This is a genomic window from Luteimonas sp. S4-F44 (assembly GCF_022637415.1).
Taxonomy (GTDB): domain Bacteria; phylum Pseudomonadota; class Gammaproteobacteria; order Xanthomonadales; family Xanthomonadaceae; genus Luteimonas.
Map to the genome: position 1 here is coordinate 2,725,250 of NZ_CP093340.1, position 25,293 is coordinate 2,750,542.

The following is a 25,293-nucleotide window of genomic DNA, read 5'->3' on the forward strand; positions in this document are numbered from 1 at the left end:
CCACGATCCACCCGCCGCCGATATGCTGCGTCGATGGACCGCCTCCGCGCCCTGCATGCCGACATCACCCGCTGCGACGTCGATGCCATCGTCAACGCTGCCAACCCCTCTTTACTCGGCGGCGGTGGCGTCGACGGCGCGATCCACCGGGCGGCCGGGCAGGACCTGCTGCGCGCCTGCCGCGCCCTGCCCGAATCGCGGCCAGGCGTGCATTGCCCGGCCGGCGAAGCCCGGATCACACCCGGCTTCGCGTTGCCGGCGCGCCATGTGATCCACACGGTCGGCCCTATCTGGCAGGGCGGCCAACACGGCGAGCCGGCGCTGCTCGCCGCCTGTTACCGCAACGCGCTTGCGCTGGCGCGGGCGCATGGACTGACGTCGATCGCGTTTCCGGCGATCAGCTGCGGCGTCTACGGGTATCCGCCCGACGCCGCGGTCGCGATCGCCGTCACGCAGGTGCGCGGTTGCCTGGCCGAGGGCCCATTGGACGTGGTGTTCTGCTGCCACGACCCCCCGATGCTGGCGCGCTACATCGCGGCGCTCGCGGCCTGAGCGGCCGCTCCGGCGTTTGTAGTCCTTCATCCTCGTACGGGGGACCGAAGTCCCACTCTGACCCCGGTTCTGGGTCCTGGTTTTGCGAGCGGACAAACGGGGGCGGGCCCACTACGCGAAACGCCGGCGCAAGGCCGGCGTTTCGAGGGGCGAACGGGGATGAGGCTCAGCCCTTCTTCCACTTGCCCTGCGCGGCCAGGCCGTTGTCGCGGGCGCGGGCGAACACCGTCTCCTGGGCCTTGGCGACGTTGTTGGCCAGGTCCTGCGACCACAGCTTGAGCGCGGCCTGCTGCATCGCACGGCCATAGGAGAACGACAGCGGCCACGGGTTCGGCCCGAGGCGGTTCATCGCATCCAGATGCGCGGTCGACTGCTCGTCGCTCTGTCCACCCGACAGGAACACGATGCCCGGCAGGATCGCCGGCACCGCCGACTTCAGGCACATCAGCGTGGCCTCGGCGACCTCGTCGACCTCGGCGGTCTCGCCGCTGTCCTTGCCCGGCAGCACCATCGAGGCCTTGAGGATCGTGCCCTCGAGCATGACGTTCTGGTTGTACAGCGCGTCGAACAGTGCGCGCAGCGTGACCTCGGTGACCTCGTAGCAGGTCTCGATGTCGTGGCTGCCGTCCATCAGCACTTCCGGCTCGACCATCGGCACCAGGCCCTGCTCCTGGCACAGCGCGGCGTAGCGCGCGAGCGCATGGGCGTTGGCCTCGATGCAGGTGCCCGACGGGATGTCCTCGCCAATGTTGATCACCGCGCGCCACTTGGCGAAGCGGGCGCCGAGCTTGTAGTACTCCTCCAGACGCGCGCGCAGGCCGTCCAGACCCTCGGTGACGAGCTCGCCCGGGAAGCCGGCGAGCGCGTGCGTGCCCTTGTCGACCTTAATGCCCGGGATCATGCCGTGATCGCTCATGTACTTGGCGAACGGCACGCCATCCTTGGTCGACTGGCGGATGGTTTCGTCGAACAGGATCGCGCCGCTGATGTGGTCCGACAGCTTGGGCGTGGTCAGCAGCAGCTCGCGGTAGGCGCGACGGTTTTCCTCGTTATTCGGGATGCCCACGCCCTCGAACCGCTTGGCGATGGTGGAGGTGGACTCGTCGATCGCGATGATGCCCTTGCCCGGGGCGACCATGGCCTGGGCGATGTCTGCAAGCTGTTCGATGCTCATGTGGCGGTGACGTCCATCGGCGGGGGAAGGCGCCCATTATAGCCCGCCGCCCTTGAGTGAGCGTCCAGCGCGCAGCGCCGCCGCGCGCGGAAATCGCGCGCAACGTCGGGGAAAACGTTTACAGAGCGCCGCGATCCGTGCAGGCAACGCGAGAGGGCCGATGACGACCGGCCCCGCGCGCGGGCCGGCTACAGCTCGCCAAGCCCCTCGGCCCGGCCGTCAGCGCCGACCTGCAACAGGCGCAGCGTGTTGGTCGCGCCATGCGTTTCCATGTGCTCGCCGCTGGTGAACACCACGCGCTCGCCCGGCCCGAGCAGGCCGGCGTCGACCAGCAGCCGGATGCTGCCGCGCGCCGCTTCGCGCGGCGTCTGGCCGCGGCTGTCGTAGTTGAACGGGAACACATCGCGCATCAGCGACATGCGCCGGCGCGCGCCGTCGTGGCGGGAGAACGCGTAGATCGAGGCCCCGCCGCGGAAGCGCGACAGATAGCGCGCCGTGCCGCCCGACTCGGTCATCGCGACGATCGCGCCGACGCCGACATGCTCGGACAGGAACATCGCCGCCATCGCGATCGCGTGGTCGGCGCGTTCCAGGTTGCGCTGCGCCTTCTCGAAATCGGTCTCGTGCGCGAACTGGCGCTCGGCGCCGACGCAGACGCGCGCCATCGCCTCGACCGCGCGCACCGGGTACGCGCCGGCGGCGGTCTCGGCCGAGAGCATCACCGCGTCGGTGCCGTCGATGACCGAGTTGGCGACATCGAGCACTTCGGCGCGCGTGGGCATCGGGCTTTCGACCATCGACTGCAGCATCTGGGTGGCGGTGATCACCACCTTGTTGCGCGCCAGCGACTCGCGAATGATCTTCTTCTGCAGGCCCGGCAGCTCGGCATCGCCGATCTCCACGCCCAGGTCGCCACGCGCGACCATCACCACGTCGCTGGCATCGATGATCTCGGTGAGATTCTCGATCGCCTCGGTGCGCTCGATCTTCGACACCAGCGCGGCATCGCTGCCGTGCGCACGCGCGATCGAACGGGCCTCCTCCATGTCGGCCGCATTGCGGCAGAACGAGACCGCGATGAAGTCCACACCGATCTCGGCGGCGACCTGGATCAGCGCGCGGTCGTGATCGGTCAGCGCACCGAGCGACAGGCCGCCGCCCTGCTTGTTGAGTCCCTTGCGGTTGGACAGCACGCCATCGTTGAGCACGGTGGTGACGATGCGCACGCCGTCGACGGCGGTCACCTGCAACTGCATCAGGCCATCGTCGAGCAGCAGCACATCGCCTGCCGCCACATCGCCGGGCAGGCCCAAATAGCTGACGCCGACCTCGTCGACCGTGCCCAGGGGCGCGTCCGGATCGGCGACCAGGTCGAAGCGCGCGCCCGCGCGCAGCGTCACCTTTCCTTCGACGAACTTCTCGATACGGATCTTCGGACCCGGCAGGTCGGCCAGGATGCCGATCTCGACACCGGCGCGATCGGCCGCGGCGCGGACGGCCTCAGCGCGTACCTTCTGCGAGGCCGGATCACCATGCGAAAAGTTGAGGCGGACGGCGTTGACGCCGGCGGCGATCAGCGCGTCGAGCACGCCCGGCGCGTCGGTGGCAGGGCCGAGCGTGGCGAGGATGCGTGTGCGGCGCCGATGCGCCGGGACGGGAAGCAATTCGTTGGCAGTCATTCCGCGATCTTAGTGTCCACCGATGGTCAGGCGCGCGCTGGCGGGCAACGCACCCGAGGCATCCCGGAACGGCATGCCGCCTGCGAGCTTACTTGGAAACGCTTGCAACGGCATGGCGGCCTCCTAGGATCAGCCCACCGCCGCGACCAGCGCGGCCGGCGAGTCGACAACGAGGTCGGCGCCGGCCTGGCGCAATTCGTCGGCCGAGCCGAAGCCCCACAGCACGCCGATCGCGCGCATCCGGTGCTGGCGCGCGCCCTCCATGTCCATGCGCCGGTCGCCGATCATCGTGCAGCGCGCGGCCGGGAGCGCCAGCCGCGACAGCGCTTCGGCGATCAGCTCGCGCTTGTAACGGCGCACGCCATCGTCGCTGGCGCCGACGATCGTCGAGAACGCATCGCCGAACGGCAACGCCTCGACGATCCGGCGCGCGAAGCGCTCGTTCTTCGAGGTCACCACCGCCAGCGTGCGGCCGCCTGCCCGCAGGGTCTCGATCGCGTCCGCCACACCGGGATAGACGCTGTGCTCGCGCCAGCCGACCGTGTCGTAGCGTTCGCGATAGATCGAGATTGCGCGGTCGACCCGGTCGGCATCCCCTCCGAACAGGGCATCGAAGCTGTCGCGCAGCGGCGGGCCAATCCACGGCAACAGCGTCTCGCGCGGCAGCGACGCATGTCCCAGGGTGTGCAGCGCATGGGCGATACCGCCCAGGATGCCGGGTTCGGAATCGATCAAGGTGCCATCGAGATCGAAGAACAGCGCATCGCCGCTCACGCCCCGCGCGCCTCCAGCGCCGCGACCGCCGGCAGCGTCTTGCCTTCGAGGAACTCCAGGAACGCACCGCCGCCGGTCGAGATATAGGACACGTCGTCGGCGATGCCGTACTTGTCGACCGCCGCCAGCGTGTCACCGCCACCGGCGATCGAGAACGCCTTCGAGGAGGCGATCGCGCGCGCCAGCGCTTCGGTGCCGTGACCGAACGCGTCGAACTCGAACACGCCGACCGGGCCATTCCAGACCACGGTGCCGGCGTCGGCGATCATCGCCGCATAGCGCTTCGCGGTGTCCGGGCCGATGTCGAGAATCATGTCGCCGGCCTCCACCGCGTCCACGGCCTTGACCGTCGCCGGTGCATCGGCCGCGAAGGCGGGCGCCACCACGACATCGGTGGGCACCGGAATCTCGGCGCCGCGTGACTTGGCATCGGCCATGATCTGCTTCGCGGTCTCGATCAGATCGGTCTCGACCAGCGACTTGCCCACGCCGTGTCCGAGCGCGGCGATGAAGGTGTTGGCGATGCCGCCGCCGACGATCAACTGGTCCACCTTGCCCACCAGCGACGACAGCAATTCGAGTTTGGTGGAGACCTTGCTGCCGGCCACGATCGCCAGCAATGGGCGCGCCGGCGCGTCGAGCGCCTTGGCCAACGCGTCGAGTTCGGCCATCAGCAGCGGGCCGCCAGCGGCCTGCGGTGCGAAGCGGATCACGCCGTGGGTGGAGGCCTGGGCGCGATGCGCGGTGCCGAACGCGTCCATGACGAAGACATCGGCGAGCGCTGCGTACTTGCGTGCCAGCGCCTCGTCGTCGGCCTTCTCGCCGACGTTCATGCGGCAGTTCTCCAGCAGCACCAGTTGCCCGGGCGCGACCTCGACGCCGTCGACCCAGTCGCGCACCAGCGGCACCTCGATGCCGAGCAGCTCGGACAGGCGCGCGGCGACCGGCGCCAACGAATCGGCCTCGCTCCAGCTGCCCTCCTTCGGCCGGCCCAGATGCGAGGTCACCATCACCGCCGCGTTCTGTGCCAGGGCCTGACGCAGCGTGGGCAGTGAGGCGAGGATGCGCTGATCGGACGTGACCTTGCCGCCATCGACGGGGACGTTGAGGTCCTGCCGGATCAGCACACGCTTGCCGGAAAGGTCGAGGTCGGTCATGCGAACGATGGTCATTGGGACTGGACTCACTTGAGAAGGAGAAAGAGGGTCGCGCCATGCCGTCCATGGCGCCGCATGACGGCTTCGGATGCACCTGCCCGGCCATCCTTGGCCGGGCGCTCGCCGCGCGGACTGCCGGAAAGGCAGTCCGCTCAGACCGGCTCGCCCTGCCGGATCAGCACACGCTTGCCGGAAAGGTCGAGGTCGGTCATGCGAACGATGGTCATTGGGACTGGACTCACTTGAGAAGGAGAAGGAGGGTCGCGCCATGCCGTCCATGGCGCCGCATGACGGCTTCGGATGCACCTGCCCGGCCATCCGTGGCCGGGCGCTCGCCGCGCGGACTGCCGGAAAGGCAGTCCGCTCAGACCGGCTCGCCCTGCCGGATCAGCACACGCTTGCCGGAAAGGTCGAGGTCGGTCATGCGAACGATGGTCATTGGATCTGCACTCGCTGAAAGGGGAAATTGGCGCGCGCGCCGGGCAGCTCGCACGGCACCTGCGGCATACCGGCACCTGCACGCGGATGGCACACGACCCGGCATTGTCGGCGCAGCCGTCGTGGACAGGCAAACCCGGCGCGGCGACCTCAGGCGGCCTTGCGTCCGCGCAGCAGGCTCAGCGCGAAGCCACCCACGACGAGCACGCCGAGCAGCAGTACCCCCCACAGCATCCAGGTCTTCCAGTCGCGCGTGGGGGCCGCCGGCCGCAGCGCCGCCTCGCCGGCCAGCACCTTCATCGCACCGGGCACCGCATCCGCCGGGCGCCAGTCGGACCCGTGCTGGGCGCGCAGCGCAGCGAGCAGCGGCGCGACCGGCGCGTCGGTGCGCGCCGCGCGCGCGCTGCCGGCCTGCAACGCATAGGGCGCACGGCCCTCGGCGACGAACACCAGCGTCTCGGGCCGGTAGCCCAGACGCAGCGCAGGCGGTGCGCCGGGCGCCGCAGTGGCCGGTGTCAGCCGCCATTGGCGATCGCGGACAGGCGCCGACAGCGCCAACGGCGGCGACCGCCGCAGGTCCGCGCCGCTGCCGGCCTGGAACACCACATGATCGGCAGCCACCGTGCGCCAGGGCGCATCGTCGGCATCGCGTCGCTCGAGCGTCCAGCGTCCGGTGCCGTTGCCGGCGAGCGCGATCTCGATCCGCTCGACCGGGAAGCGACCGTCGCTGAGATAGACGAGCGCGCCGCGGTCGTCGGCGACCTGCGGCACCGGCAGATCCCAGTGCCAGGCCACCGGCGCCTGCACCGGCGCCAGCTCGGCCTCGACCGCCTGCAACCGGAGCGGCGCCGCGGCCGCACCCACCGGCGTCAGTCGCAAGTAGCGCGCATGGACCGGCGTGGGCAGCGCGATGCGCCGCTCGACCAGCCGCTGCGCATCGCGCCGCAGGTCGAGCACACGCGCCTCATCGTGCACGTTGCGCCATTGGCGCAGATCGTCGGACGCCTCGATCCGGTAGGCCTGCTCGAACGGCGGCTGCGCCTCGTCCCAGCGCAGCGCGAGCGCGGCCACCGGCCCCTCGACCGCACTGGCATCGACCAGGAACGCGCCGGCGGCCTCGCCGCCCGATGTCCGCAACTGCACGCGCCGCAGGCTGCCGTCGGCGGCGATCTCGCTGATCGCGGCGATGTCGCCGTCACGGCGGCCGGCGTCGGCGGGCAGCGGAAACCACGGCAGTTCGCGCTGTGTCGGCGTCGCCGGCGCCATCGCGGCATCGACGAAGGCTGCAGGCACCGCGCGACCGTCGCCGTCGACCACGACCACGTCGCGCAGCGACGGCGACCAGACCTGGGCGTAGATCTCGGGCGTGAGCGTGACGCGGTACGCGCTCGCCGACGGGTCCTCGAGCGTCAGCGGCCACTGCGCGGCGAAGTCCGCTTGCGCAGCGGCGACTGCGGATGCGCCGAGCAGGCAGACGGCGATGGCGGGACGGAATCGGATCATGCAGGCGCCTCCTCGCGGGGAACGACGGCGCGCGGCGGTGCCGGCGCGAAGAAGCCCACGACCGTGCACAGCAGGCCGTAGGCGATGAACGAGCCGATGCCCCACAGGTTGCCGAGGTGGCCGCGATCGACCAGCACCAGCTTGGCCAGCACCACCGCCATCAGCACCGCGCCGGCAAGCCACAGCGCGCGCTGGCCGCGGCGCGAGCCGATGATCCAGCCCAGCACGCCGAGAATGCTCCAGACCACCGTGAGGCTGGTCTGGGCCAGGCTGCTGCCCGCCAGGCGTGCATTCCACGGCGCACCGCCCCAGTGATGCGCCGCACGCAAGGTGATCACGGTGACCAGCACGAAGGCCAACAGCGACAGCACCGGGACGCGCGGCGCGCCCTGCGGCGCGGTGCCGTCCGGCGACCACAGCCAGCGGGCAAGCAGCAGCACCACGCCGAGTTGAGCGAGATCGAGCGGGTTGAGCAGCGCGATCCACGGCAGCGGTGCACTGTCGCCGGGGTTGCCCAGCGCGACCAACCACCACAACGCGAGCACGCCCAGCAACGCGCCGCGCAACGGCGTGCGTGTGGGATCGAACCGCTCGCCCAGCGGCTGCGCCAGCCACGGCCAGCGCCACAACGACAGCGCCGAGACGACCAGCCACGGCAAGGCGATGGCGACCGCGAACCAGCCGCCGGCCAGCCCGGCCACGCGGGCGACATGCCCCAGCAGCAGCGACAGCACCAGCGGCCACAGCAGCCACCACAGCAGCTGCGCAGCGCGCGCCAGGCGGTCCTCGCCCGCGCGCAGGCACACCAGGCCGCGGAAACCGAGTGCGGCGAACACCGCCCAGGCCGGTGCGCCGTAGCCGGCGAACGGCTGCACATGCGTCTGCATCTGCCAGAACGCCAACGGCGCGGCGACCAGCAACGCGGCGAACAGCGTCGCGCCGAGCGCCGGGTCGGGTCGGCGGTGATGGACCTCGGCCGCGAGCCAGCCGGTGACCACCGCCAGCACCAGCAGGGCATCGGGCAGCGAGGCCGACGGCACGGCACGTCCGAGCTCCTGGATCCAGGCGCCCAGCCACCAGGCCAGCGCCCAGACATAGGCGATGCGGGCGACCGGCACGCGCCCGGCCTGTCGATAGGCGGCCGCGATCGCCAGGCCCGACAGCGCGATCAGCAGCGCGCCGACGAAACCGCCGTTGGCGAACATCGGAGCTACCGGGCGCGGCCAGGCGGTGATCCCGAGCGCATAGGCCACCGCTGCGGCCAGCTGCAGGCCCACGCCGGACAGCTGCGGCAGCAGGCGGCGCTGGCGCAGGCCCAGCCAGACCAGCCCGGCGCCTTCGAGCGCGAACACGCAGGCGGTCGCGCGGGCCGACAGCGCCAGCGGCACGGCCAGCGTGGCGAAACCGACCGCGAGCAGCGCATAGGCCTGGCCGAGTACCGCTTCGCGGCTGCGGCGCAGCAGTGCCCAGGCCAGCGCGGCGTAGATCGCGGCCACGCCCAGCGCGCACAGCGCGAGCGCGAACGTGCGCCCCTGCAACAGGCCGGCCTGCAGCGAGAACGCGACCAACGGCGTGCCGAACACCAGGCAGCCGTCGACGATATCGCGCCGCGACGGCGGCCGACGCCGCGCGTAGAGCAGCGGGATCGCCAGGTAGAACGCGAAGAACAGCGCCAGGAACGGCTGGGTCGTGGCGAAATCGCCGGGGCTGTAGCGCAGCACGCCCCAGAGCGTGCCGATGCCGAAGGTGAAGGCGAAGCCCAGCAGGTTGAGCACCCGCCATGCCCGGAACCAAGCGATTCCCAGGATCGCGGCATTGAGCACTGCGTAATACGCGAACAGCGCGACATGGCTGCCCCCGCCGCTCGACAGCCAGATCGGTGCGAGAAACCCGGCCAGCACCGCGAACACCGCCAGCGCGCGGGCGTTCTGCAGCACTGCCAGCACGCCGGCGCCGGCGACCAGCGCCACGCTGGCGGCGAACGCGATGCCGCCGGGCAGCATGCCAAACTGCTTGTAGGCGGCGAACACGACCAGCAGCAGGATGCCGATCATCCCGCCCTGCAGGCTCAATGCGAACGTGCGGTGGCTGTCGCGGCGGTGCCAGCCGAACGCCAGGCCGCCGATCGCCGCGGCCGCGACCGCGGCCAGCCGCAGCTCCACCGGCACCGACAGGTAGCCCTGGTCGCTGGCGTACTTGAGCAGTGCGGCGACGCCGGCGAACAGCACCAGCATGCCGATCTTCACCGGCACGTTGCCAGTGGTGAACCAGCTGCGCACCCAGCGCGCCGCGCGCGCCAACGGATCTGGCCCGGCCGGGGGCGGCATGGGACCAGCCGTCGGCTCGGACGCAGCGGCTGCGGGATCGGCATCGCGCCAGGCCGCGCGCGGCGGCGCCGGCGGCAACGGCGGTGGCACCGAGGCAGACCGCGGAGGCCAGGGATCGGCCAATGACGACGGCGCGTCGCGATCAGTGATCGGTCCGTCATCGCCACTGGGGCCAGAGGCGGCGTCGACCGCGCCGTCCTGCCAATCCCCCTCTGGCGCGGCGGCATCGACCGCCGCGTCCGGCACCGCGATCGCGCGGGCCTGCAGCGCCTCAATCTGTGATTCGAGCCCGGCCACCCGACGACGCAGGCTGAAGACCGTCACGATCGCGACGATCGACATGATCGGCGCCGCGACCAGCAGCGCGACCCCCAGAAAGAGCAATGCTTCCATGGCGCCCATCCGTCCGCGCCAGACGGCGCGTCTGGGCGCACCTTACCCGGCCGGACGCGAAAACGAGAAGCCCCGCGCAAGGCGGGGCTCCGGGTCGCGCGTGGGCGTGCGGCGCGGCTTACTTGCCGGCGACCACCCGGGCCAGCTCCAGGCACTTGTTGGAGTAGCCCCACTCGTTGTCGTACCAGGCCACGAGCTTGACGAACGTCGCGTCGAGTGCGATGCCGGCTTCAGCATCGAAGATCGACGTGCGCGCATCGCCGCGGAAATCGGTCGCCACGACCTTGTCCTCGGTGTAGCCCAGCACGCCCTTGAGCGCGCCTTCGCTCTGCGCCTTGATCTCGGCCTTGATCTCATCGTAGCTCGCCGGCTTCTCCAGTTCGGCGGTCAGGTCGACCACCGACACGTCCGAGGTCGGCACGCGGAAGCTCATGCCGGTGAGCTTCTTGTTGAGCGAGGGAATCACCACACCGACCGCCTTGGCCGCGCCGGTCGAGGACGGGATGATGTTCTCCAGAATGCCGCGGCCGCCGCGCCAGTCCTTGTTGGACGGGCCGTCGACGGTCTTCTGGGTCGCGGTCGCTGCATGCACAGTGGTCATCAGGCCGCGCTTGATGCCCCACTTGTCGTGGATGACCTTGGCCAGCGGCGCCAGACAGTTGGTCGTGCACGAGGCGTTGGAGACGATCGCCTCACCCGCGTAGCTTTCATGATTGACGCCGTAGACGAACATCGGCGTGTCGTCCTTCGACGGCGCCGACAGGATCACCTTCTTGGCGCCGGCATCGATGTGCTTCTGCGCGGTGTCCTTGGTCAGGAACAGGCCGGTCGATTCGATCACGACCTCGGCCCCGACCGCGTCCCACTTCAGGTTCGCCGGATCGCGCTCCTGGGTCAGGCGGATCTTCCGGCCGTTGACGACCAGCGTGTCGCCGTCGACCGACACCTCGCCCTGGAACCGGCCATGCACCGAGTCGTACTGCAGCATGTAGGCCAGGTAGTCGGGCTCGAGCAGATCGTTGATCGCGACGATCTCGATCTCGCCGTCGAAATTCTGCACCGCAGAGCGCAGCACGTTGCGGCCGATGCGGCCGAAGCCGTTGATGCCTACCTTGATCGCCATGAATCCGGACTCCTGCAGCCGCGCGGGTGCGGCATGTGAAAGGGAAGGAACGCCATGCCGGCGATGCCGGCATCGGAGATAGCACCGTCGATTCTACCGCGAGCCCGGTTCGCGCGTGGCCCTGCGGCCCAAGCGCAGAACGCTTGCGATGGCGTTGATCGGGATCAAGGCGCACACCGGCCCAGCGGCAGAGACTGGCGCCAGTTCCCACGAAGAGACCGCCCCGATGCGTCCGCTGTCCATTGCCCTGCTCGCCCTCGCCTGCGCTGTTCCCGCCCTCCCCGCCGCCGCCCAGTCGGCCGGCGAATGGACCGTCGCGATCGGCGCCCACAACGTCAATCCCAAGTCCGACAACGGCGCGCTGGCCAACGGCACCCTGCCGCTGTCGATCGGCAGCAGCACCCGTCCCACAATCGCGGTCGAGTATTTCGTGCGCGACAACCTCGGCGTCGAAGTGTTGGCCGCCACCCCGTTCCGCCACGACATCAACATTGAAGGCCTCGGCCAGGTCGGCAGCACCAAGCACCTGCCGCCGACGGTGAGCCTGCAGTATCACTTCAACAGCGCCGGCGCGGTCTCGCCGCTGGTCGGCGTCGGCGTCAACTACACCACCTTTTTCGACGAAGACGCCCGCGGCGCACTGGCCGGTTCGCGTCTGGCGCTGAGCAACTCCTGGGGCCTGGCCGCGCATGTCGGCGTCGACTTCAAGGTCGGCAACGGTGCGATCCGCGTCGACGCACGCTGGATGGACATCGACAGCGACGTCCGCCTGGACGGCGCCAAGCTCGGCACCGCGAACATCGACCCGCTGGTCTACGGCGCGGCGTACGTGCTGAAGTTCTGATCCATCGAGTTCGACGGGCGGCGCATCCGATACAATGGATCGGATGCGCCGTTTCGTTCTGTCGTCCTGTCTGCTCGCCCTCGCGGCGGCCTCGCCGTCCGCATTCGCCTGGGGCCAACTCGGCCACCGGCTGGTCGCCCAGCTCGCCGAGCGCGACCTCACCCCGCAGGCGCGGGCGCAGGTCGATGCGCTGCTCGCGGGCGAACCCGACCCGACCCTGGGCGGCATTGCCTCCTGGGCCGACGCCCTGCGTGAGCACGACCCGGCCCTGGGCCGCCGCTCGGCGAAATGGCATTACGTCAACATCGGCGAGGGGGCCTGCCGCTACCAGGCGACACGCGACTGCCCAAACGGTGATTGCGTGGTCGAGGCGATCGTCGCCCAGACCGCGATCCTGGCCGATACCACGCGCCCGCGCGCAGAGCGCGTCACCGCGCTGAAATTCGTCGTGCACTTTGTCGGTGATGCGCACCAGCCGATGCACGCCGCCTACGCCCACGACAAGGGCGGCAACACCCACCAGATCAACCACCGCGGACGCGGCACCAACCTGCACGCGTTCTGGGACAGCGGCATGCTCAACAGCGCCGGGCGCCGCGATACCGACTGGCTGACGCACCTGACGACGCTGCCGCCGCCTGCCCCCGCTGCACGCGTTCTGCCACCGCCCGCGCAGGACTGGGCCGAAACCGCCTGCCGCATCGCAGTCGCACCCGGCGTATATCCCGCGCGCGGCCGGCTCGGCCAGGACTATGTGAGCGCCCACCTGCCGACTGTCGAGCAGCAGCTGCGCGACGCCGGTGCACGGCTGGGGACGCTGCTCAATGCCGCGCTGGCGCCTGCGGCGCCCTGAATCGCGCGCGAACCTTCTCGCCACAGCGGGGTCCTACACTGGTCTGGCCCGCACGCAGGAGCTGTTCATGCCGCCCGAGGTCACCCCGTTCTTCCACGTCGGCAGCAGCACGTGGAGCTACGTCGTCCGCGATCCGGCATCGCGTGCGGCCGCGATCATCGATCCGGTACTCGACTTCGACGCCGCCTCGGCGAGGACGGACACGGTGTCGGCCGCCCACCTGCTCGACCACGTGCGCAGCCGCGACCTCGATGTGCGGTGGATCCTGGAAACCCATGCCCATGCCGATCATCTCTCGGCGGGCGATTGGCTGCGCCGACAACTGCCCGGCGCGCGCCTGGCGATCGGCGAGGGTATCCGCACAGTGCAGAAGGCCTTCCGTCCGATCTTCAATCTCGGCGAGCATTTTCCAGTGGACGGGTCGCAGTTCGACCAGTTGTTCGCACCCGATGCTGCGTTCGCGATCGGCGAGGTGGCAGCGCAGGTCATCCCGGTGCCCGGACACACTAGCGACAGCAATGCCTATCTGATCGGCGACGCGCTGTTCACCGGCGACTCGCTGTTCATGCCCGACGGCGGCACCGCACGGTGCGATTTTCCCGGTGGCGACGCGGCGATGCTGTATCGTTCGATCCAACGGCTGTTCGCCCTCCCCGACACCACCCGCGTGTTCGTCTGCCACGACTACGGACCGGGCGGTCGCCCGGTGGCGTGCGAGACGACGATCGGCTGCCAGCGACGCGAGAACATCCACGTGCGTGACGGTATCGACGAGGCGACGTTCGTGGCGATGCGCACCGCGCGCGACGCGACCCTGGCGATGCCCGCGCTGCTGCTGCCGGCGGTGCAGACCAATCTGCGCGCGGGGGCCCTGCCTGAGCCCGAAGCCAACGGCGTGCGCTATCTCAAGCTACCGATCGACACGTTGTAGCCAGGCGCCAAGGCCATGCTTTACCGACCACCGCACCCTCGTTATTCTCGTTCGAACATAACGAATGGACCCGATGATGCCCCTGCTCTGCCACCTGCTGCCGGCCTTGCTGCTGACGCTGCCGCTGTGCGCCGGCGCCCAGGACATGGCCACGGATGCAGCGGCCGGACGGGCGTCCCCGCCCGCGGCCGTCGCCTCGCCGCAGGTGGTCTCGCTCGATGAGGCGGCGCGTGCGACGCTGCAACGCCACGACCTCACGTTCGACGACCACGGCACCGCGCGCCGCTGCGAGGGCGTGTCGCTGGCTGCGATGCTGCAGGCCAGCGGCGCGATGCCGGTCACACCGTTGCGTGGCGGAGACCTGACGCGCTACGTACTGGTGAGCGCACGCGACGGCTACCGTGCGCTGTTCTCGCTGGCCGAGCTTGACCCGACGCTCGGTGGCCGCATGGTCCTGCTGGCCGACCGCTGTGATGACCGGCCGCTGGAGGCGACGCAAGGTCCGCTGCGGCTGGTGGTCGCCGGCGACACGCGCGCGGCACGCAGCGTGCGCCAGGTCGAGCACATCGTCGTGGTCGCCGCCCCCTGATCCCGAACCGGACCCCTTGCGATGCTCCCCTCCTTCTCCCGTCATCTCCGCGCCTGGCTGCTGCCGGCCTTGCTCCTGTTCGCGGCCGTGCCCACGTCCGCGCAGACGCCGCTGACGGTGTTCGCGGCCGCCAGCCTCAAGGAATCGCTCGATGCCGCCGCCACCCAGTACACGCGCGAGACCGGCCAGCCGGTGCGGGTGTCGTACGCGGCCAGTTCGGCATTGGCGCGCCAGATCGCCCAGCGCGCGCCGGCTGACGTGTTCGTCTCCGCCGACCTGGATTGGATGAACTGGCTGGACGAGCGCGGGCTGATCGACGCCGGATCGCGGCGCAACCTGCTGGGCAACCAGCTGGTGCTGGTCGCGCCAGCCGGCAGCGCCGCGCAGCCGTTCGCGCTGGACGCGCGCAGCGACCTGCTGCCGCTGCTGGGCGCGCGCGGCCGCTTGTCGCTGGCGCTCACCGCCAGCGTGCCGGCCGGCAAGTACGCCAAGGCCGCGTTCGACTCCTTCGGTACCTGGGACGCACTGCGCCCGCGCGTCGCCGAGTCCGATAGCGTGCGCGCGGCCCTCGCCCTGGTCGCCCGCGGCGAAGCGCCGCTGGGCGTGGTCTACGCGAGTGACGCGCGCGCCGAGCCGCGGGTCAAAGTGCTGGCGACGTTTCCGGCCGACAGCCATCCGCAGATCGTCTATCCGGTCGCGCGCGTGGCGGGCAGTGCGCAGCCGCGCCAGGCCGACGCGTTCGTGCACTGGCTCGACGGCGACGCCGCGGCGGAGATCTTCCGTCGCCACGGCTTCACGATCCGCTGAGCCGCACGATGGCGTCGACCGCCTGGTCCAGCTTTTCGCCCGACGAACTGGTCGCGATCGGGCTGAGCCTCAAGGTCGCGACCGCGGCTGCGCTCGGCAGCCTGCCGGTCGGCATCGCGATCGCCTGGCTACTGGCGCGCCGGCGCTTCCCAGGCAAGGCGCTGCTCGACGCCCTGGTGCATCTGCCGCTGGTGCTGCCGCCGGTCGTGGTGGGGTACGCGCTGCTGGTGATGCTCGGCGGCAACGGCCCGGTCGGCCTGTGGCTCGAAGACACCGTCGGCATCAGCGTCGCATTCCGCTGGACCGGCGCCGCACTCGCCAGCGCGCTGATGGGCTTTCCGCTGATGGTGCGCACGATCCGCCTGTCGATCGAGAACGTTGACCGCCGGCTCGAGCAGGCGGCGGCGACGCTCGGCGCAGGCCCGTGGCGCGTGTTCCTGACGATCACGCTGCCGCTGGCCTGGCCGGGCGTGGTGGCCGGCGCGGTGCTCGCCTTCGCCAAGGCGCTGGGCGAGTTCGGGGCGACGATCACCTTCGTCTCCAACATCCCCGGCGAAACCCAGACCATGTCCTCGGCGATCTACGGCCTGCTGCAGGTGCCCGGCGGCGAAGCCGGCATCTGGCGACTGGCGCTGGTCGCGGTCGCGATCTCGCTGGCGGCGCTGCTGGCCTCCGAATGGCTGATCCGCCGCCAGCGCGGAGGCCGCGACGCATGAGCCTGGCGATCGACATCCAGCTGCGTCTGGGCCACTTCGCGCGCGCGGTGCGCATCGACGCCGATCAACGCGTGGTCGCACTGACCGGGCCTTCCGGCGCGGGCAAGACCAGCGTGCTCAACGCGATCGCCGGCCTGGTGCGCCCGCACACCGGCCGTATCGAGATCGACGGCCGCGTGCTGTTCGACAGCGCACGCCGGATCGACCTGCCGGCGCATCGGCGACGCGTGGGCTACGTGTTCCAGGACGCCCGGCTGTTCCCGCACCTGGACGTCCATCGCAACCTGCGCTACGGACGCCACACGGGCCCGCAGACCATCACGCTCGATGACGTGGTCGAGCTGCTCGGCATCGGTCACCTGCTCGCGCGACGTCCGGCACATCTGTCGGGCGGTGAGGCACAACGCGTTGCGATCGGGCGCGCACTGCTCTCGCAGCCGGCGGTGCTGCTGTTCGACGAGCCGCTGTCGGCACTCGACCAGGCACGCCGGGAGGAGCTGATTCCCTGGCTGCAGCGCGTGCGCGACGAAGTCCGGCTGCCGATGCTCTACGTCAGTCATCACCCCGACGAAGTCAGGCGGCTGGCGGATACCGTGCATGTGCTCGACGCACCGGTCGCATCGGCGACGCGCAGCGAGGGCCGACCGCTCTCGCATCGATGACCTTCGGCACTGCGTGCCGTCGCCCTGGATCGCCATTCTGCCGCTCCCGCATCTCGTGTCGGCCTCCATGGTCCAGTCGCGCACTCCGTCGCTGCTTCATCGTCCCCTCGTCGTCCTCCTCCTCGCAGTGGCCGCCGGCCTGCTGCTGCGCTCGGCCATCGGGCCCGAACCCAATGCCTGGCTGATCTGGTTCGCCCCCGTGCCCACGCTGTGGCTCGCGCTGTCGCTGCGGCGCCGCGGGTGGGCGCACGCGGCGGTCCTGACCGCCACGCTGGTCGCGGCCACGACCTATGCAAGCTATCTGCGCATGCTGATGCCAGCCCCGTTCGCGGCGCTGGCCGTGTGCGGGTTCGCGGCAGGCTGGTGGCTGGCGATCATGCTGGCGCGACGGATCGTGCTGCGCTTCGCCCGCTGGTGGACCGTGCTGGCCTACCCGTTGGCCTGGGCCGCCATCGACCTGGCCATGGGCCGATTGCTGCCCGACGGCCAGTGGGGCGGCGCCGCCTACAGCCAGAGCGAGTGGCTGCCGATGCTGCAGACGACCGCGTTGGGCGGCACACCGGCCCTGTTGTTCGTCCTCTGCCTGCCCGCGTCCGGGCTGGCCCTGCTGCTCGCAACGTCCTGGCCGTTTCGACAGCGCCTGCTCGCCGTCGCAGTGGCCGCGATCGTGCCGCTGGCGGCGTTCGGCTACGGCAGCGCGCGACTGCAAGCCGCTCCGGAAAGCAACGGCCACCTGCGCATCGGCCTGGCATCGATCGACGACCTCGTGCTGCCGCGCATGCCCGAGGCCGTCGCCAACGAAGTCCGCGCAGGCTACGCCCACCTGGTCGCCCAGTTGGCCGACGACGGCGCCGAGTTGATCGTGCTGCCGGAAAAGGCCGCGATCCTGACACCGGCGGCCGCAACGACTTGGCAGCGCGACTTCGCCGCGCTCGCCCGTCAGCACGGCGTGTGGCTCGAAGTGGGCGTCGGGATCGACGACGGCCGCGCGCCGCGCAACCAGGCCTGGCTGTTCGACCCCGAGGGGCGGCTGCGCCAGGACTACGAGAAGCTGCGACTGGCGCCGCCCGAACGTCGCCAGGGCTACCGCCACGGCAGCGAGATCGCGGTGCAGGAGATCGACGGTCTGCGAACCGGCCTTGCGATCTGCAAGGACATGCACTTCGCCAGCGTCGGCCGCCGCTATGGTCGCGATGCGGTGGGGCTGATGCTGGTGCCGGCCTGGGACTTCGACTACGTCGACGCCTGGATGGGGGCGCGCATGACCCTGGTGCGCGGCGTGGAGAACGGCTACGCCGTCGTGCGCCCCGCGCGGGAGGGCCTGATGAGCGTCAGCGACGGCTGGGGCCGGCTCGTCGCCGAAGCGCCGAGTGCGCCGCTGCCCGGCGCCCGACTCCTGGCCGAGTTGCCACGCGCCTCACCCGGCATGACGCCCTACGCGCGGGTCGGCGACCTGTTCGGCCTGCTCTGCCTGCTCGCCACAACGGCGCTGGTGCTGGCGACATGGCGCCGCGGTCACGTCTCCCCGACGGCGCGCCGCACACACTGAGTACCCCGCGCCGAGGCATCGCCGATGCGTCGTCCACGCAAGCAATCGGTCCCGGTCGAACACACCCGCCGCTTCCTGGAGCCGGGACCGGTCGTACTGTTGTCGACCGCCCACCGCGGCGAGCGCGGGATCATGACGCTGGGCTGGCACATGATGCTGGGCTACGACATGGTGGGCACCTACGTCTGGCAGGCCAACCGCAGCCACGCGCTGGCCAAGCGCAGCCGCGAATGCGTCATCAACCTGCCCACCGACGCGTTGCTCGACACCGTCGTGGGCATTGGCAACTGCAGCGGCCGCGAGGGCGACAAGTTCGAACGCTTCGGCCTGACCGCACAGGCAGCGACCGACGTCGGGGCGCCGTTGATCGCCGAATGCCATGCCAACTTCGAGTGCCGGCTGCACGAGACGCGGATCACCGCCGACTATCCGCTATTCGTCTGGCGCGTGGTCCGCGCCCACGTCGCGCCGCGGCCGGTGTGGCCGCGGACCGTGCATTATCGGGGCGATGGCCGCTTCATGATCGCCGGCCGGACGCGCTCGCGGCGCGCGCTGTTCCGGCCGGACATGCTCGACAACTGACGGCGCTGTCGCGCGCCGCGAGCGCCACGGCGTTCGGTGCGGGCGCCCGCCCTACGCGCGGGCGGGTCTTCAGAAGCTATAGGTGAAGGTCAGCTGGCCGTTGCGCTTGTCGCCATAGGCGCCATAGCCGCTGATCTGCGCGTAGTACAGCTTGTTCAACAGGTTATTGGCGTTGAGCTGCACGCTGAACTGCGGTGCCAGTCGATAGCGCACGAAGGCGTTGACCAGCGCGTAGCTGGACTGCTCGAAACGGCCATAGGCCGGCACCGGATAGTAGATGCCGTTCTGCCAGTTCACGCCCCCACCGAGCGTCAGTTCCGGCGCGCTGCGCGGGGTATAGCTCGTGAACGCCTTGATCGTGGACTGCGGCAGGCGCGTATTGATGTCCACGCCGTCGGCGTCCTTGGCCACGTAGCGCGAGGCACCGAAGGTCGCATTCCAGCCCGGCGCGAGCTCGCCGTTGAGCTCGAACTCGAAGCCGCGGCTGACCGTGCCGCGTGCAGCGACGGATGCAGTCTCTCCTGCCGATCCACCGGGAATCGGCACATTGGTCGACTGCGCCACGTTATCCTGCTCGATGCGGAACACCGCGAGCGAGGCATTGAGGCGATTGTCGAACCAGGCGCCCTTGACGCCGACCTCGTAGCTCTTGCCGTCGACCGGGTCGAGATAGCGGTTGTTGATGTCGCGCGCAACCTGCGGCTGGAAGATTTCGGTGTAGCTGGCGTAGGTCGACCAGGTATCGTCGATATCGAACACTAGGCCGGCGTACGGCGTCACCGCGTCGTGCTTGCGGTCGGCGCCCTCGCCTTCGCTCTCCCATTCGGTGTAACGCGCACCCACGATGAGCTTGAGCGGATCGGCCAGCGACAGGCGCGTCGCTGCGTAACCGGCCCTCTGGGTGATCGTGCCCTGGCTCTGCAACGGCAGCACCGCGGTCCAGTCGGGCTGGGAGATATCGCCAGTCCAGCCGAGATAGCTGTCGAACGGGTCCCAAGGCAGGCTGTTGCCGAGCGCGTCCTTGCCGCCGACCTGGTAATCGCCGTAGTTGGCGTACTCACGCTTGTTGTAGCTCACGCCGGCCATGAACTGGTGTTCGCGGCCGAACGCCTGGAACGGCCCGTCCACGTAGCCGTCCAGACCGTCGACCTTGCGGTGGGTGTTGTAGAAGCCCGCCGATGGCGAGATGCCCGTGCCGGTGACGGGGTCAAAGTTCGACGCACCCGTCGCCCAGTCGTTGTAGGCCGGGTAGAACAGCTTGTCGTCGGCGTCGGTCTTGTCGTGGGTCGCGCCGACCTTGAACTTCCAGCCATTGGCGAAGGCGTGCTGGAGCGTCGCGAACGCGCGCTTGCTGGTGGTGTCCCAGTAGGTCCAGTCGGGCGAAGGATTGAACGTGACCGGGTAGCCGGTCGAGCTGCCGTCGGAGAAGACCATCGGGAACCCGCCCCAGGTCGCCCCGTCGGCGCGCTTGTGCTGATAGTCGTAGCCCACGCTGAGCTGGGTGTCGGGCGTCAGGTCGGCATCGATCACCACATAGCCCAGTTGCTTGCGCTGGCTATAGCGCTCCATCTGGGCATCGGTCTCGAGATAGCTGCCGATCGCCCGGGCGCGCACCGTGCCACTGGCGTTGAGCGGCGTGGTCACGTCGACGGTCGTGCGATTGCGACCCCACTCGCCGATGTTGAGCGACACGCTGCCCGTCAGTTCGGCGCTGTCGGCATGCTTGCGGACCAGGTTGACCGAGGCCGAGGGATTGCCCGCACCGCTGAGCAGGCCGGTCGCCCCGCGCACGATCTCGACACGGTCGTACAGCGCCAGGTCGAGCCCCGAGTCGCCGTAACTCCAGTTTTGCACCATCTGCGTCGGCAGCCCGTCGAACTGATAGCTGTCGATGTAGAACCCGCGCGCATAGAACTCGGTGCGCTCGCTGTCGGACTGCGTGCTGCTGACGCCGGTGGTGTTGGCCAGCACGTCGATGATGTCGTCGAGGTTCTGATCGGCGATGCGCTCGTGACTGATGATGCTGACCGACTGTGGGATCTCGCGCGCGGTCAGGTCGAAGCGGGTACCGGCGGATGTCCGACGGACCGAGTAGCCCTCGGCGCGTTCGCCCTTGACCTGCAGACCGTCAAGGGTGGTGACCCGGTCGGCGGCATCGTCGGCGATCGCACCCGACGCGAAGCCCAGGGAGGACAGCGCGACCAGGGTCGCACAGGCGAGCGGTGCCCGCCGGACGGGGGGGACATGCAGAGGACGACGGCGCATGGGGATCTTCTAGTGATGGTGGGAGGGGCACCGCGCGACACAGCCGCATCGCGCTGATACGCGAATGCTAACGATTCTCAATCAATCCTGCCACCCGAAACCGGGGGCAGCGTGCAATTTCCGATGCCGTTTGCTCGAAATTGCACGCTGACCCCGGTTTTGGATGGCATGCCCACGACGACGCCTGCACATCGGCTGGTCGATAACGCCGCCCATGTTCATCCGCGCCTGGCTCGCCTTGCTCCTGTTGTCGCTGACCGCCTGCGACAGCTACCCGCGCGATGCCCAGGGCAGCACCGAGCGTGCGCGCCAGACCATGCGCGTCGGCGTCAGTCACGATCCGCCGTTCGTGGCGCTGCGTGCCGGTCGGGCCCCGACCGGGAGTGAAGTCGAACTCGTCCAGGCCTTCGCGCGCGACCGCGGCTACACGATCGAGTGGGTCGAGGGTGGTCACGACCCGTTGATGACCGCCCTGCTCGGCCACCGGCTGCATCTGGTCGCCGGCGGGCACGGCGAGGATTCGCCCTGGACGGATGTCGGCTGGTCGCGTGCGTTCGTGCTGCGCGCCCCGGACGGCGGCTTCGCCCGACGCCGGCTGGCGTTGCCACCTGCCGAGAATGCCTGGCAGCTGTCGATCGACCGCTATCTGCACGCCCGCGAACGGACGCTGCGATGAGCGCCGGCGCCAACCGTCCGCACCCGCCACCCGCCGAACGCGCACCGGACCCGCTCGGGCCGGCGCAGCAGCGCGAGCTCCAGCGCGCCGCCCTCCTGTGCTGGTGGTCGCTCGGACTACTGAGCGCAGTGTCGGGGATGATGTACGTCGCGATGGGCGGCTCGAAGGCGATGCAGACCGCGTTGGTCGAGGACCTGCTGAGCCTGTTGCCGCCGGCCGCGTTTTTGATCGCACTGCGCTTTCGCGCCCGAGGCGTCGACCGCACCTATATCAATGGCCGCGAACGCGCGTTCGACATCACCTTCCTCGCGTCTTCGGTCGCGCTGACCGGCATGGGCGCCCTGCTGGTGCTCGACGGCCTGCATGTGCTGATCACGCGGGCGCATCCCGTTGTCGGCACCGTGCTCATCGGCGACACCGTGGTCTGGCAGGGCTGGTTGATGATCGCCGCACTGGCGGTCTCGGCCATCCCGCCGGTGATCCTGGGCCGCATGAAGCTCAAGGTGGCACTCGCACTGTCGTCCAAGCCGCTCTACACCGACGCCGATATGAACAAGGCCGATTGGATGACCGCGCTCGCGGGGATCGCCGGCGTACTCGGCATCGGCTTGGGCCTGTGGTGGGCGGACGCCGCGGCGGCGATCTTCATCGCCATCGAGGTACTGCGCGACGGCGTACGCAACCTGCGCAACGCCGTGCGCGACATGCACGACGCCCGCCCACAGCGCGCCGACCGCAGCGATGACGACCCCTTGCCCGCGCAGGTTGACGAGGCGGTCCGCGCACTCGAGGGCGTGCGCGCCTGCCGCGTGCGCTTCCACGAAGAAGGCCTGCGGCTGTCGGGCGTGGTGTTCGTGGAGACCGATGACGGCACCCTCGATGCGGCGACAGCGCAGGCCGTGCGCGAGACCGCCCGCGCCGTCCACTGGCGGATCGATGACGTCACCGCGACCGCCGCGCCCCCGCGCACGCCATCCGCCTGACCTGCCCTGCCACGAGCCCACCCAGAACAGGGGCCCAGAACCGGGGTCAGAGTGCAATTTCGAGCGCCATCGCCCAGCGCAGCCCACTGAATCCAAGGAATCAAGCACGCTGACCCGGTTTCTGGGACGCGTGATCACGCGGCGCGCTTGCCTGCGCGCCCACCCGCGCGTCCGGTAGGCTTGCCGGCATGACGTCCCATCTCCACGACCTCGACGCCGCCGTCGCCCGCATCCGCGCCCATGTCGACGGCCCGCTCCACATCGGCGCCCCGCTGGGCCTGGGCAAGCCGCACCGCCTGCTCAACGCGCTGTACGCCGCGGCGGTGGCGGACCCGTCGCGCCCGCTTACCCTGTACACCGCCCTGTCGCTCGATCCACCATCGGGCGGCGCTGACCTGCAGGGTCGCTTCCTCGGTCCCTTCGCGCAGCGCCATTTCGGCGAGGACTTCGTCCGGCTCGACTACGTGCGGGCACTGCGTCACGACGCCCTGCCGCCGCATATCAACGTCGAAGAGTTCTACCTGCAGTCCGGCGCGATGCTGGGCTCCACCCAGGTCCAACGTCGTTACGCCAGCCTGAACTACACCCACGTGGCCCGCGCGCTCGTCGACCGCGGCGTCAACGTGGTGGTGCAGAAGGTCGCGGCCAACGAGGACGGCAGCCGGCTGTCGCTGTCGTCGAACACCGACCTGACTTTCGACACGATCGACGCGCTTGTCCAGGCCGGCCACCCGCGGCCGCTGCTGGTGGCCGAGATCGACCCCGACCTGCCGTGGCTCGGCGGGACGGCCGCGGTCGACACCGGCTTCTTCGACCTCGTCGTGACCCCGCCACCGCCGTATCCGCGCCTGTTCGGCCTGCCGCGGCAGCCGGTCTCCGATGCGGACTACGCGATCGGGTTCTACGCCAGCGCCCTGGTCCGCGACGGCGGCACGCTGCAGATCGGCATCGGCGCGCTGGCCGACGCGTTGTGCCACGCGCTGGCGTTGCGCCACATCGACAACGCCGCCTACCGCCGGGTGCTGCACGCGCTCGACCCCGACCTGATCACGCATCCGACCGTCGTCGCCTGCGGTGGACTCGACCCGTTCGAAACCGGCCTGTACGGCTGCAGCGAAATGATCAACGAGGGCTTCAAGCGCCTGGTCGAGGTCGGTGTGATCCGCCGCAAGGTGGTCGACAAGGCCGCATTGATGCGGCGGGCCAACGACGGCACCGCCAGCGCGCTGGACCGGGAGCTGATCGAGCGCGACGGCGAATTCCTGCATGGCGCGTTCTACCTCGGCTCACCTGATTTCTATGCCTGGCTGCGCGGACTCGACGAGGACACCCGGCGCGGCATCGGCATGAAGCGCGTGGGCGAGGTCAACGAGCTCTATGGGCTCGATGAAGGGCTCGAACGCCTGCAGCGCCGCGACGCGCGCTTTTTCAACAGCTGCATGATGGCGACCGCGCTCGGCGCCGCGGTGTCCGACGCGCTCGACGACGGCCGCGTGGTCTCGGGTGTCGGCGGGCAGTACAACTTCGTGGCGATGGCACATGCGCTGCCCGATGCGCGCTCGGCGCTGATGTTCCGCGCCACGCGCGAGACCGGCGGCCGACACGAATCGAATATCCGCTGGAATTACGGGCACACGACGATTCCCCGACACCTGCGCGACCTCTACATCACCGAGTACGGCATCGCCGACGTGCGCGGCGCGACCGACGAGGACTGCGTGCGGGCGATGGTGCGCGTGGCCGATGCCGACCACCAGCCCGCGCTGCTCGAACGCGCCCGCGCGGCCGGCAAGCTCGATCCTCGCTTCGTCCGGCCTTCGGCCTGGGGCCGCAACAGCGCCGCGCACCTGCGCGACGCGCTGGCACCGTTCCGCCGCGACGGCACGCTGCCGGCCTATCCGCTGGGCAGCGACTTCGACGCCGTCGAACAGCGCCTGTTGCCAGCCTTGTCTTGGCTCAAATCGGCCTCCGCGACCCGTGCGGGCAAGCTGCGCACCGTGCTCGCGGCGCTACGTGAGGGCCGCACCGACGACACCGCCGCGCTGCAACGCATGGCACTCGACGCGCCCCGCGGGCTACAGGAACGCCTACTCGCGCGTCTACTGGCACTGGGACTTAGCAAGACGGCGGCGGCCGACACCGCGGCCCCCTCACCGGACGCCTGACCGGCCCGGACGAGCCTGCATACATCGGATGGAAGCCGCGCCGGCGTGCAGGCGTCCGGCGCCGCACACGCCGATGGCCCGCCGTTTCGGCCACGCTGGGAAAGGGCTATGACGCCGCGCACGCACCCCGCCAGCCATTGCAATGCCGCGCATCGCCACCATCATGACCCTAGCCTCCCTGCCCTGCCGATGCCATGACCACGCGAGCCGACCACCTGCGCGATGCCCTCGCCGCCCTGCAGCCCAGCCATCTGGAGGTGCACGACGAGAGCCACATGCACAGCCGCGGACTTGAGACGCACTACAAGGCGGTGATCGTCAGCGCGGCATTCACGGGCAAGCGCGCGATCCAGCGCCACCAGCTCGTCTACCGCACGCTGAGCGAGCAGATGCAACGCATCCACGCACTGGCGTTGCACACCTTCACGCCCGAGGAGTGGGCGACCGAGGCCCAGGTACCCGATTCGCCGACCTGCCGTGGCGGCAGCAAGCACGACCTGAAGAACGCCCCCGCGCCCGAGGCGCCCTCACGCACCGCGTAGGGTCAAAAT

22 protein-coding genes are annotated in these 25,293 nt (G+C 70.0%); 14 read left to right on the top strand and 8 right to left on the bottom strand.

What is annotated here, in order from left to right; genetic code table 11:
* Positions 1 to 33: 33 nt before the first annotated feature.
* Positions 34 to 552, top strand: a complete 519-nt coding sequence (locus tag MNO14_RS12475) for an O-acetyl-ADP-ribose deacetylase (RefSeq protein ID WP_241944043.1) — start codon at positions 34 to 36, stop codon at positions 550 to 552.
* 166 nt (positions 553 to 718) lie between these two features.
* Here the strand turns inward: MNO14_RS12475 and MNO14_RS12480 are convergent, their stop codons facing one another.
* From MNO14_RS12480 to gap, 7 genes are all read right to left on the bottom strand, one after another.
* Positions 719 to 1,726, bottom strand: coding sequence for a class I fructose-bisphosphate aldolase (locus MNO14_RS12480; RefSeq protein ID WP_183426679.1), 1,008 nt, complete (start codon positions 1,724 to 1,726; stop codon positions 719 to 721).
* 188 nt (positions 1,727 to 1,914) lie between these two features.
* On the bottom strand, positions 1,915 to 3,405 hold the full coding sequence (pyk, locus tag MNO14_RS12485; protein ID WP_241944044.1) for a pyruvate kinase: 1,491 nt from the start codon (positions 3,403 to 3,405) through the stop codon (positions 1,915 to 1,917).
* A gap of 129 nt (positions 3,406 to 3,534) precedes the next feature.
* On the bottom strand, positions 3,535 to 4,179 hold the full coding sequence (locus tag MNO14_RS12490) for an HAD-IA family hydrolase (RefSeq protein ID WP_241944045.1): 645 nt from the start codon (positions 4,177 to 4,179) through the stop codon (positions 3,535 to 3,537).
* The gene (locus MNO14_RS12495) at positions 4,176 to 5,351 is read right to left on the bottom strand and encodes a phosphoglycerate kinase (RefSeq protein ID WP_241944046.1); all 1,176 of its coding nucleotides are present in this window, start codon (positions 5,349 to 5,351) and stop codon (positions 4,176 to 4,178) included. Before MNO14_RS12495 ends, MNO14_RS12490 begins: the two co-directional genes overlap by 4 nt.
* A 573-nt stretch (positions 5,352 to 5,924) precedes the next feature.
* A complete protein-coding gene (locus MNO14_RS12500) occupies positions 5,925 to 7,277 on the bottom strand; it encodes a DUF3999 domain-containing protein (protein WP_241944047.1) in 1,353 nt (450 codons plus the stop codon).
* Complete coding sequence (locus tag MNO14_RS12505) at positions 7,274 to 9,997, bottom strand: DUF2339 domain-containing protein (RefSeq protein ID WP_241944048.1); 2,724 nt, start codon at positions 9,995 to 9,997, stop codon at positions 7,274 to 7,276. Before MNO14_RS12505 ends, MNO14_RS12500 begins: the two co-directional genes overlap by 4 nt.
* Before the next feature lie 118 nt (positions 9,998 to 10,115).
* Positions 10,116 to 11,120: a type I glyceraldehyde-3-phosphate dehydrogenase gene (gene gap, locus MNO14_RS12510; protein ID WP_241944049.1), complete on the bottom strand. Its 1,005-nt coding sequence runs from the start codon at positions 11,118 to 11,120 to the stop codon at positions 10,116 to 10,118.
* A gap of 226 nt (positions 11,121 to 11,346) precedes the next feature.
* Here gap and MNO14_RS12515 point away from each other — a divergent pair, with 226 nt between their 5' ends.
* The 9 genes from MNO14_RS12515 to MNO14_RS12555 all read left to right on the top strand — a co-directional run bounded on the left by MNO14_RS12515 (position 11,347) and on the right by MNO14_RS12555 (position 18,653).
* Positions 11,347 to 11,964: an OmpW family outer membrane protein gene (locus MNO14_RS12515; RefSeq protein WP_241944050.1), complete on the top strand. Its 618-nt coding sequence runs from the start codon at positions 11,347 to 11,349 to the stop codon at positions 11,962 to 11,964.
* A gap of 43 nt (positions 11,965 to 12,007) precedes the next feature.
* On the top strand, positions 12,008 to 12,817 hold the full coding sequence (locus MNO14_RS12520) for a S1/P1 nuclease (RefSeq protein ID WP_241944051.1): 810 nt from the start codon (positions 12,008 to 12,010) through the stop codon (positions 12,815 to 12,817).
* A 67-nt stretch (positions 12,818 to 12,884) separates the two neighbouring features.
* Entirely contained in the window at positions 12,885 to 13,748 is an 864-nt protein-coding gene (locus MNO14_RS12525) for an MBL fold metallo-hydrolase (protein WP_241944052.1), read from the top strand.
* A 73-nt stretch (positions 13,749 to 13,821) separates the two neighbouring features.
* Positions 13,822 to 14,337, top strand: a complete 516-nt coding sequence (locus tag MNO14_RS12530; RefSeq protein ID WP_241944053.1) for a hypothetical protein — start codon at positions 13,822 to 13,824, stop codon at positions 14,335 to 14,337.
* Between the two features lie 21 nt (positions 14,338 to 14,358).
* Entirely contained in the window at positions 14,359 to 15,144 is a 786-nt protein-coding gene (modA, locus tag MNO14_RS12535; protein WP_241944054.1) for a molybdate ABC transporter substrate-binding protein, read from the top strand.
* A gap of 8 nt (positions 15,145 to 15,152) precedes the next feature.
* On the top strand, positions 15,153 to 15,860 hold the full coding sequence (gene modB / locus MNO14_RS12540) for a molybdate ABC transporter permease subunit (RefSeq protein ID WP_241944055.1): 708 nt from the start codon (positions 15,153 to 15,155) through the stop codon (positions 15,858 to 15,860).
* Complete coding sequence (gene modC / locus MNO14_RS12545; protein ID WP_241944056.1) at positions 15,857 to 16,522, top strand: molybdenum ABC transporter ATP-binding protein; 666 nt, start codon at positions 15,857 to 15,859, stop codon at positions 16,520 to 16,522. Before modB ends, modC begins: the two co-directional genes overlap by 4 nt.
* A 127-nt stretch (positions 16,523 to 16,649) precedes the next feature.
* Positions 16,650 to 18,071, top strand: coding sequence for a carbon-nitrogen hydrolase family protein (locus MNO14_RS12550; protein ID WP_241944057.1), 1,422 nt, complete (start codon positions 16,650 to 16,652; stop codon positions 18,069 to 18,071).
* A 24-nt stretch (positions 18,072 to 18,095) separates the two neighbouring features.
* Positions 18,096 to 18,653 carry a flavin reductase family protein gene (locus MNO14_RS12555; RefSeq protein WP_241944058.1) on the top strand — a complete coding sequence of 186 codons (558 nt, stop codon included), beginning with the start codon at positions 18,096 to 18,098 and terminating at the stop codon, positions 18,651 to 18,653.
* Between the two features lie 69 nt (positions 18,654 to 18,722).
* On the opposite strand, the gene fhuE is transcribed toward MNO14_RS12555, so the two are convergent.
* Positions 18,723 to 20,918, bottom strand: a complete 2,196-nt coding sequence (gene fhuE / locus MNO14_RS12560) for a ferric-rhodotorulic acid/ferric-coprogen receptor FhuE (RefSeq protein WP_241944059.1) — start codon at positions 20,916 to 20,918, stop codon at positions 18,723 to 18,725.
* A 214-nt stretch (positions 20,919 to 21,132) separates the two neighbouring features.
* Between fhuE and MNO14_RS12565 the strand changes: the two genes are divergently transcribed.
* The 4 genes from MNO14_RS12565 to MNO14_RS12580 all read left to right on the top strand — a co-directional run bounded on the left by MNO14_RS12565 (position 21,133) and on the right by MNO14_RS12580 (position 25,284).
* Positions 21,133 to 21,594 (top strand): transporter substrate-binding domain-containing protein, encoded by a 462-nt coding sequence (locus tag MNO14_RS12565; protein ID WP_241944060.1) that lies wholly within the window; start codon positions 21,133 to 21,135, stop codon positions 21,592 to 21,594.
* Positions 21,591 to 22,577: a cation transporter gene (locus tag MNO14_RS12570; protein ID WP_241944061.1), complete on the top strand. Its 987-nt coding sequence runs from the start codon at positions 21,591 to 21,593 to the stop codon at positions 22,575 to 22,577. Before MNO14_RS12565 ends, MNO14_RS12570 begins: the two co-directional genes overlap by 4 nt.
* Before the next feature lie 188 nt (positions 22,578 to 22,765).
* Positions 22,766 to 24,742, top strand: a complete 1,977-nt coding sequence (locus tag MNO14_RS12575) for an acetyl-CoA hydrolase/transferase C-terminal domain-containing protein (RefSeq protein WP_241944062.1) — start codon at positions 22,766 to 22,768, stop codon at positions 24,740 to 24,742.
* Between the two features lie 194 nt (positions 24,743 to 24,936).
* The gene (locus tag MNO14_RS12580; RefSeq protein WP_241944063.1) at positions 24,937 to 25,284 is read left to right on the top strand and encodes a BolA family protein; all 348 of its coding nucleotides are present in this window, start codon (positions 24,937 to 24,939) and stop codon (positions 25,282 to 25,284) included.
* Positions 25,285 to 25,293: the final 9 nt, after the last annotated feature.

Coding starts and splice junctions, on each gene's coding strand:
- MNO14_RS12515 (WP_241944050.1), top strand. CDS start 11,347: ATGCGTCCGCTGTCCATTGCCCTGCTCGCCCTCGCCTGCGCTGTTCCC.
- MNO14_RS12555 (WP_241944058.1), top strand. CDS start 18,096: ATGCGTCGTCCACGCAAGCAATCGGTCCCGGTCGAACACACCCGCCGC.
- MNO14_RS12505 (WP_241944048.1), bottom strand. CDS start 9,997: ATGGAAGCATTGCTCTTTCTGGGGGTCGCGCTGCTGGTCGCGGCGCCG.
- pyk (WP_241944044.1), bottom strand. CDS start 3,405: ATGACTGCCAACGAATTGCTTCCCGTCCCGGCGCATCGGCGCCGCACA.
- MNO14_RS12495 (WP_241944046.1), bottom strand. CDS start 5,351: ATGACCATCGTTCGCATGACCGACCTCGACCTTTCCGGCAAGCGTGTG.
- fhuE (WP_241944059.1), bottom strand. CDS start 20,918: ATGCGCCGTCGTCCTCTGCATGTCCCCCCCGTCCGGCGGGCACCGCTC.
- MNO14_RS12525 (WP_241944052.1), top strand. CDS start 12,885: ATGCCGCCCGAGGTCACCCCGTTCTTCCACGTCGGCAGCAGCACGTGG.
- modC (WP_241944056.1), top strand. CDS start 15,857: ATGAGCCTGGCGATCGACATCCAGCTGCGTCTGGGCCACTTCGCGCGC.
- MNO14_RS12500 (WP_241944047.1), bottom strand. CDS start 7,277: ATGATCCGATTCCGTCCCGCCATCGCCGTCTGCCTGCTCGGCGCATCC.
- MNO14_RS12530 (WP_241944053.1), top strand. CDS start 13,822: ATGATGCCCCTGCTCTGCCACCTGCTGCCGGCCTTGCTGCTGACGCTG.
- modB (WP_241944055.1), top strand. CDS start 15,153: ATGGCGTCGACCGCCTGGTCCAGCTTTTCGCCCGACGAACTGGTCGCG.
- MNO14_RS12520 (WP_241944051.1), top strand. CDS start 12,008: ATGCGCCGTTTCGTTCTGTCGTCCTGTCTGCTCGCCCTCGCGGCGGCC.
- modA (WP_241944054.1), top strand. CDS start 14,359: ATGCTCCCCTCCTTCTCCCGTCATCTCCGCGCCTGGCTGCTGCCGGCC.
- MNO14_RS12575 (WP_241944062.1), top strand. CDS start 22,766: ATGACGTCCCATCTCCACGACCTCGACGCCGCCGTCGCCCGCATCCGC.
- MNO14_RS12480 (WP_183426679.1), bottom strand. CDS start 1,726: ATGAGCATCGAACAGCTTGCAGACATCGCCCAGGCCATGGTCGCCCCG.
- gap (WP_241944049.1), bottom strand. CDS start 11,120: ATGGCGATCAAGGTAGGCATCAACGGCTTCGGCCGCATCGGCCGCAAC.
- MNO14_RS12570 (WP_241944061.1), top strand. CDS start 21,591: ATGAGCGCCGGCGCCAACCGTCCGCACCCGCCACCCGCCGAACGCGCA.
- MNO14_RS12475 (WP_241944043.1), top strand. CDS start 34: ATGGACCGCCTCCGCGCCCTGCATGCCGACATCACCCGCTGCGACGTC.
- MNO14_RS12580 (WP_241944063.1), top strand. CDS start 24,937: ATGACCACGCGAGCCGACCACCTGCGCGATGCCCTCGCCGCCCTGCAG.
- MNO14_RS12565 (WP_241944060.1), top strand. CDS start 21,133: ATGTTCATCCGCGCCTGGCTCGCCTTGCTCCTGTTGTCGCTGACCGCC.